The 6,875-nt window shown below is 60.8% G+C and carries 6 protein-coding genes; 5 read left to right on the forward strand and 1 reads right to left on the reverse strand.

What is annotated here, in order from left to right:
• Positions 1-3 precede the first annotated feature (3 nt).
• From DWB67_RS13185 to DWB67_RS13205, 5 genes are all read left to right on the forward strand, one after another.
• On the forward strand, positions 4-768 hold the full coding sequence (locus tag DWB67_RS13185; protein WP_119808014.1) for a flagellar motor protein MotB: 765 nt from the start codon (positions 4-6) through the stop codon (positions 766-768).
• A 75-nt stretch (positions 769-843) separates the two neighbouring features.
• On the forward strand, positions 844-2,145 hold the full coding sequence (locus tag DWB67_RS13190) for a flagellar hook protein FlgE (protein WP_119808026.1): 1,302 nt from the start codon (positions 844-846) through the stop codon (positions 2,143-2,145).
• Positions 2,146-2,175: 30 nt separating this feature from the next.
• On the forward strand, positions 2,176-3,618 hold the full coding sequence (gene flgK / locus DWB67_RS13195; RefSeq protein ID WP_119808015.1) for a flagellar hook-associated protein FlgK: 1,443 nt from the start codon (positions 2,176-2,178) through the stop codon (positions 3,616-3,618).
• Between the two features lie 3 nt (positions 3,619-3,621).
• A complete protein-coding gene (locus DWB67_RS13200; RefSeq protein ID WP_119808016.1) occupies positions 3,622-4,635 on the forward strand; it encodes a flagellin in 1,014 nt (337 codons plus the stop codon).
• The gene (locus DWB67_RS13205; protein ID WP_119808027.1) at positions 4,635-5,738 is read left to right on the forward strand and encodes a flagellar basal body P-ring protein FlgI; all 1,104 of its coding nucleotides are present in this window, start codon (positions 4,635-4,637) and stop codon (positions 5,736-5,738) included. The genes DWB67_RS13200 and DWB67_RS13205 overlap by 1 nt, the downstream gene beginning before the upstream one ends.
• A gap of 3 nt (positions 5,739-5,741) precedes the next feature.
• Here the strand turns inward: DWB67_RS13205 and DWB67_RS13210 are convergent, their stop codons facing one another.
• Complete coding sequence (locus DWB67_RS13210) at positions 5,742-6,677, reverse strand: glycosyltransferase (protein WP_119808017.1); 936 nt, start codon at positions 6,675-6,677, stop codon at positions 5,742-5,744.
• Between the last annotated feature and the right edge of the window lie 198 nt (positions 6,678-6,875).

The following is a 6,875-nucleotide window of genomic DNA, read 5'->3' on the forward strand; positions in this document are numbered from 1 at the left end:
GATATGGCTGCGGGCAAGGGTGCGAATAATGCGCCGATCATTATCAAACGCATCGAAGCCGCCCCCGAAGGTGGCCATCATGGCGGCGCATGGAAGGTCGCCTATGCAGATTTCGTGACGGCGATGATGGCGTTTTTCCTGCTGATGTGGCTGTTGAATGCGACCAGTCAGGAACAGCGGCAAGGCCTTGCGCAATATTTCACCCCCAGCATGGCACGCAGTGCAGGTGCGGCTGGCGATGGCATCGAGGAAGGTGTGCGTCATGCCGTGCAATCCACTTTGCCTGACAGCGAACAGGCCGGCGATTTTGATCAGGTTGCACAGGCTGTGCAGAAAAGCCTGACCGGCACGGGCGCGGAATCGATGCAGCTGACAAACCTGTTAAAGCATGTCGTGACCCGCATGACGGATGAGGGGTTGGTTATTGAACTGACCGACCTGACAGATGCGCCTCTGTTTGTTCAGGATACGGGCCAGCCGATGCCCGAACTGGTCGAACTGGTCGATGTGATTGCCCGCGTGATCGGGCGGACGCGCAACCAGATTGCACTGGCGGGGCATGTGCGGTCCTATCCTGAAATGATGGTCGCCAACCCCGTCTGGTCCTTATCCGACGCCCGCGCCCATACTGTGCGAAATCTGCTGGAACGGGCGCGATTCGACCCTAAACGGGTCCAGCGGGTCAGCGGCTATGCCGACCGCAAAAACCGCACTGGCAACCCGATGGACCCGACAAACAACCGGGTCGAGCTTATCTTGCTGCGCTGATCACCCGAATTATCCGAATCTTAAATCTTGTCGGAAAGGATGATGGACAACACTGAACCGGAAGGGTGTCTGTCCATGTCCATTTCCTCTGCAATGAATGCCGGTGTATCCGGTCTGGCTGCAAATTCCTCTCGTCTCGGGACCATCTCGGACAATATCGCGAATGCCTCGACCTATGGGTACAAGCGGGTCGAAACCGAATTTGATTCCATTGTCGTGGGGCAGGGCAGCGGCCTTTACACGGCGGGTGGTGTGCGGTCATCGACCCAGCGTGACATCGCCAAGGAAGGCGCTATCGTCACCACATCGCATCCCCTGGATCTGGCAATGACGGGGCAGGGAATGCTGCCCGTTGCCGCCCTGTCCGAGGTGAACAGCGGCGATCAGCCCAGTTTGCTGATGACGCGCACCGGATCGTTCCGGACCGATGCACAGGGTCTGCTGCGGACCGATGGCGGGCTGGTGCTGATGGGCTGGCCGACCAATGCCGACGGGACCATGTCACTGGTGGCGCGCGACACGGCAACCGCGCTGGAACCGATCCGCATTGATGCCAACAAGCCCGTTGGCGATCCGACCACACAGGTCAGGATCGGGGCCAACCTGCCCGCGACGGAAACCGCTGCGACAGCGTCGGGTGCCTCTTTGCCGCTGAAGGTCGAATACTACGGCAATCTGGGCACGTCTGAATCACTGGACATTACCTTTACACCCGACACCGCCACTGCGGGCGGTCTGTCGAATTCATGGCTGGTCGAGGTGCGGGATTCCGCATCCGACAACGCGGTGGTGTCGTCCTTCCGCATGCGCTTTGACGATTCACAGGCTTTGGGGGGGACAATCGCCGAGGTCACGCAGATTTCGGGGCTGGCTTATGATCCGGACACGGGCACCATCCCGCTGCAGGTGGGCGGCGGCGATCTGGACCTGTTTATCGGTGCGCCGGGCAGCGACGCGGGCATCAAGCAACTGGCGACCAGCTTTTCATCCTCGAATATCACGCGCAACGGATCGCCCGTGGGCCAGCTGGTCAACGTCGAGGTGGATGCCAACGGCATGGTCAATGCAACCTATGACACCGGCTTTGTGAAGACATTGTACCGCATTCCGGTCGTCAATGTCCCCAACCCCAACGGCCTGACCGCGATGGAGGGGCAGGCATTCAAGCCTTCCCTTGAATCCGGCAGCTTCTTTTTGTGGGATGCCGGCGACGGGCCGACGGGGTCGATCGCAGGCTATGCGCGGGAATCCTCGACCACCGATATCGCGCAGGAACTGACCGATCTGATCAGCACGCAGCGGGCCTATTCGTCGAATGCCAAGATTATCCAGACCGTGGATGAGATGCTGCAGGAAACCACCAACATCAAACGCTGATAGATCCGCGGCATCCGCAGGAGGGTATGAATGAGCATTGCCAACGCCATCTCGAACGCGATGTCGGGACTGACCGCCACGGCGCGCGGCACAGAAAACGTCGCCAACAATCTGGCCAACGTCATGACCCCCGGCTATGCGCGGCGGGACATGGTGGTCAGCACGCCCTTGGTGTCCGGGGGGGTGCGTGTTGACGGGTTGACGCGTGTCGTGAACGCCAGCCTGCTGTCTGAATCGCGGGTTGCAGGATCGGCAATGTCCAATGCCGCAACGACCAATGCTTTCCAGACCAGGATGGAGTCTGTCATTGGCCTGCCGGGGCAGGACAGCGCGCTTAGCACGGCGCTGAACAATTTTCAGGCGGCGCTTGGGTCGGCAGCCACGCGGCCCGATGACGATTTGCGTTTGGCGCAGGTGGTGTCGGGCGCAAATGCGCTGGCTCTGCGGTTGAATGACGTCTCGGACGCGGTTCAGGATGCCCGCAGCACGGCGCAGCAATCCATCGCGTCGGATGTCGCAACGCTGAATACGTCGCTGGAACGGGTGGCCTATCTGAATGCCCGCATCGCGGTGCTGGATGCAGACGGGTCGGATGCCTCGCCCTTGATGGACGAACGCCAGCAGGTGATTGACCGCATTGCCAGCATCGTGCCCGTGCAAGAGGTGACACGCGATGCCGGAAAGGTCGCCCTGTTTACTACCGAAGGTGCGGCCCTGCTGGATGGCAGCCTGCCTGCAAAGATCGGGTTTTCAGGCAGCGCGCAGGTCACGGCCGGTCAGTCGGTCGGATCGCCGCTGCAGTTGCTTACCTTCAACGGTACGGCACTGAACCAAAGCCAGATGCGGCTGTTCGGTGGTGGCTCTTTGGCCGCCAACTTCCAGATCCGCGATGAACTGGCCCCTGAAATGCAGGCGGATCTGGACGCTTTGGCCTTTGATCTGGCCGACCGTCTGGCCAGCACTCAGGTCGATCCGACATTGGGGGCGGGTGATGCCGGTCTGTTTACCGATCAGGGCGGGCGCGCGACGGTTGCGAATATCGTCGGTCTGGCCGGTCGTCTGACCCTGAACACTGCTGTCGATCCCGCGCAGGGCGGGTCCGCGTGGCGTCTGCGGTCCGGATTGCAGGCCACTGCCGAAGGGCCGGTGGGATCCGGTTCGGTTCTGAACGGCATGCTGTCGGCACTGGATGCGACGCGGCAGCCGTCCTCGGGCGGGTTGGACGGGGCGGCCACGCTTGGCACGCGCTTTGGCACGCTAGAGGCGCGGGTTTCGACCGCCCGCGTCAATTCGGATGCCGATCTGGCCATTCGCAGCAGCCGGTATTCCACCATTTCGTCCAGTATCATGGCGGACGGGGTCGATAGCGACGCCGAGATGCAAAAGCTGCTGCAATACGAACAAAGCTATGCCGCCAATGCGCGTGTTCTGCGCGCGGTGGACGACATGCTTGACCAGATTCTGGGGATGTAATCCATGACGATGAACAGTATCGGCGATCAGGCCCGTGCCTATGTCATGCAATCGGCTACGAACCGGTTGAAAACGACCATGACCACCCTGACGCAAGAGGTCGCCTCGGGCGAGGTGGCCGATCTGGGTCAGCGGTTGCAAGGCAATACCCGCGCCCTGAACCAGATCGAGGGACGCATTTCCCAGACCACCCAGTTGCAAGGCAACGCCAAAGAGGTCGGGATCCAGTTGCAGGCGATGCAGGACATCTTTGCAGGTGTCCGCAGCGTGACGAATGATCTGGGCATCAACCTGATCAGTGACCCTTTTGCTGGCACCACCACCCAGCTGGGCACCCGCGCGACCGGGGTGTCGAACGCCTTCGATACGGTCATCCAGCGGCTGAACGGCATGGACAGCAACCGCTATCTGTTGTCGGGGCTGGCCAGCAACCAGCAGCCGCTGTCTGACAGCGCGCAGATACTGGATGCGTTGCAGGGTGTGACCGCAGGCATGACCACTGCGGCAGAGATCAGCACGGCGATTGCAGCGTGGTTCGATGCGCCGGAAGGGTCGGGGGGCTTTCTGGATGTCGCCTATCACGGAACAACGGGGGCGGGCCAAAGCATTCCGGTCGGCGACCGGCAATCGGTGCAGATCACGACCTCGGCGGCGTCACCGGCAGTGCGGGATGTGTTAAAAGGGCTGGCGACGGCGGCTATTCTTGATCGAGGCACATTGGCGGGGCAGCCGGAAGAACAGAATGCGCTGCTGCGACAAAGTGGTCATGCGTTGGTGGCCGCAGATGCCGCGTTGCTGGGTGAAATGGGACGCGTCGGTTTGACCCAACAGGCGGTGGCGCGGGCGGAGACCTCGAACGCGGCGGCGCTGAGTACGCTGGAAATTTCGCGCAATGATATCCGCAGCGCCGATCCCTATGAAACCGCCACCGCCCTGACCGAAGTTGAATCCCAGCTGGAGGCATTGTTTGCCGTCACCGCCCGCCTGTCGCGGCTGAATCTGGTGGATTACCTATGATGCGGATCATCACGGCAGCGCTGGTTATCTGGTTTACGATCACCAGCGCCGTTCTGGCTGTGCCGGTGCGGATCAAGGATCTGGCCGATTTCGACGGCGTGCGCGGCAACGATCTGGTCGGCTACGGCCTTGTTGTCGGTCTGGACGGATCAGGCGACGGCTTTCGCAACGCGCCCTTCACCGAGGAAATGCTGGCAAGCCTGTTGGAACGTCTTGGTGTGAATGTCACGGATGAGGCTTTGCGATCCAAGAACGTCGCAGCGGTGATCGTGACCGCCGCCCTGCCACCCTTTGCGCGGTCAGGCAGCCGGATCAATGTCAGCGTCTCGGCCATTGGCGATGCCAAAAGTCTGCTGGGTGGCACGCTGGTGATGACGCCGTTAAAGGCGGCCGATGGCAATATCTATGCAGTTGCGCAGGGGTCAATCATCGCGGGTGGCGTGGCAGCGCAAGGGGACGCCGCCCGTGTGGTCGAAGGCGTGCCCACCACCGGCACTATCCCCTTAGGTGCGCGGGTCGAGCGTGAGGTCGAGTTCGACTTTGCCGGCATCGACAACATCCGCATCGCCTTGCGTAATGCCGATTTCACCACGGCCACCCGGGTTGAGGATGCGATCAACCGTGATTTCAACAAGGCACTGGCCGTGACGCTGGACAGCGGCACAGTGGTGGTCAGTTTTCGGGATCTGGGTGATGTAAACCCTGCCCGTGTCGTGGGTCGGATCGAGAATTTGATGATCGAGCCCGAGGATCGTGCCAAGGTTGTGATCGACCATAAATCGGGCACAATTGTTGTGGGCGAACGGGTACGTATTTCGCGGGTCGCCGTATCGCAAGGCAATCTGACATTGCGCGTCAGCGAAGCGCCGGTCGTGTCCCAACCCAATCCCTTTGCCGAGGGAGAAACGGTCACCGTTCCGCGCACCAATGTCGAATTGCGTCAGGAACCCGGAATTGGCTTTGTCGAGGTTGCGGGCGAAACGAACCTGTCCGATCTGGTCGATGGCCTGAATGCCCTTGGTGTGCGTCCGCGTGATATGATCGACATTCTGAAATCGATCCATGCCGCCGGTGCGCTGCATGCCGATCTGATTATCGAGTGACCCTCAGGCGGGGCGCCGCAACCGTCCCGCAACGACCGTGGCCGAAAGCATTGCCGTCGCAGGCCGCGTCTGTCTGTACAGCCCCGCGCGGCGCATCGCCAACAGGGCCTGTGGACCGGATGATGACAGCATCCTGTCCACCTGATCGAACACCTGCCGGCTCGCCTCGGTCAGAAGATGGCGCATGGGATGCAGCGCATTATGGTTTGCCGCCATCCACGCACCAAAATCCCCCGCCATCAGTTTGCGCATACGTGCGGCAAGTGCGGGCAGGGTATCATTGCGGCCAACCTCGCTTCGGTCATGTTGACGATAAAGCAGTGACGGGCGCGGGTCATGCCAAAGCGCAGCACCCGCCCCTGACGTCACCTGATAGGCCCACCAATCATGCGAAATAACATCCGCCTGCCGCGCAGAACCGGCGGCCTGTTTCAGCAATCCGACCGCGCTACTGTTAAAAACCGAGGTGTTTCCCGCCATGATCGCCTGAACCAGGGCATTTCGAAAACACAGCGGCCGCAGGAAATGGCGTGATTCCGTCAGTGGCTGCAATTGACCATCGGTGATGATTGTGCGGGCGGCATAATGGGCGGGTTCTTTGTGTGGCGCCAGATAGGTAGCCGCCCGTTCCAGCTTTTCCGGCAGCCATTTGTCGTCCTGATCGCAAAAAGCGATCATGGCATCATCGGGTGCGGCTTCTACCAGTGACAGGAAGTTCTGCGTTGCACCCTGCCGCGGCCCCTGAACCATCGTGACCTGATGGGGGTGCTGCTTTGCGAAATCTTGCACCAGATCCGGCGTGTCATCGGTCGATCCATCATCTGACACCACCAGTGACCAGTTCGAATGTATCTGCGCGGCAATGCTTTCCAGCTGCGTGCCGATATGGGCAGCCCCTTGATAGCTGGCCATCAGGATCGCGACATGGGGGGCGGGCATAGGCACCTCGGACAGACGAAAAAGCAGACCTGAACGGGGTTCGGTCTGCTTTCGCTTCTGGCCTGTCAGCCCCCAGGGGGCAAGGGGGCACTAGGGCCCGTGGACAATCATACTTCCCATAGGTTTTGATTTCTGATTCAAATCTCCCAAACGGAGGTTGGGATGAACGAGCAGCGCTTTGTGGTGACGGATCGTGTG

Source organism: Paracoccus sp. JM45 (assembly GCF_003590715.1).
Taxonomy (GTDB): domain Bacteria; phylum Pseudomonadota; class Alphaproteobacteria; order Rhodobacterales; family Rhodobacteraceae; genus Paracoccus.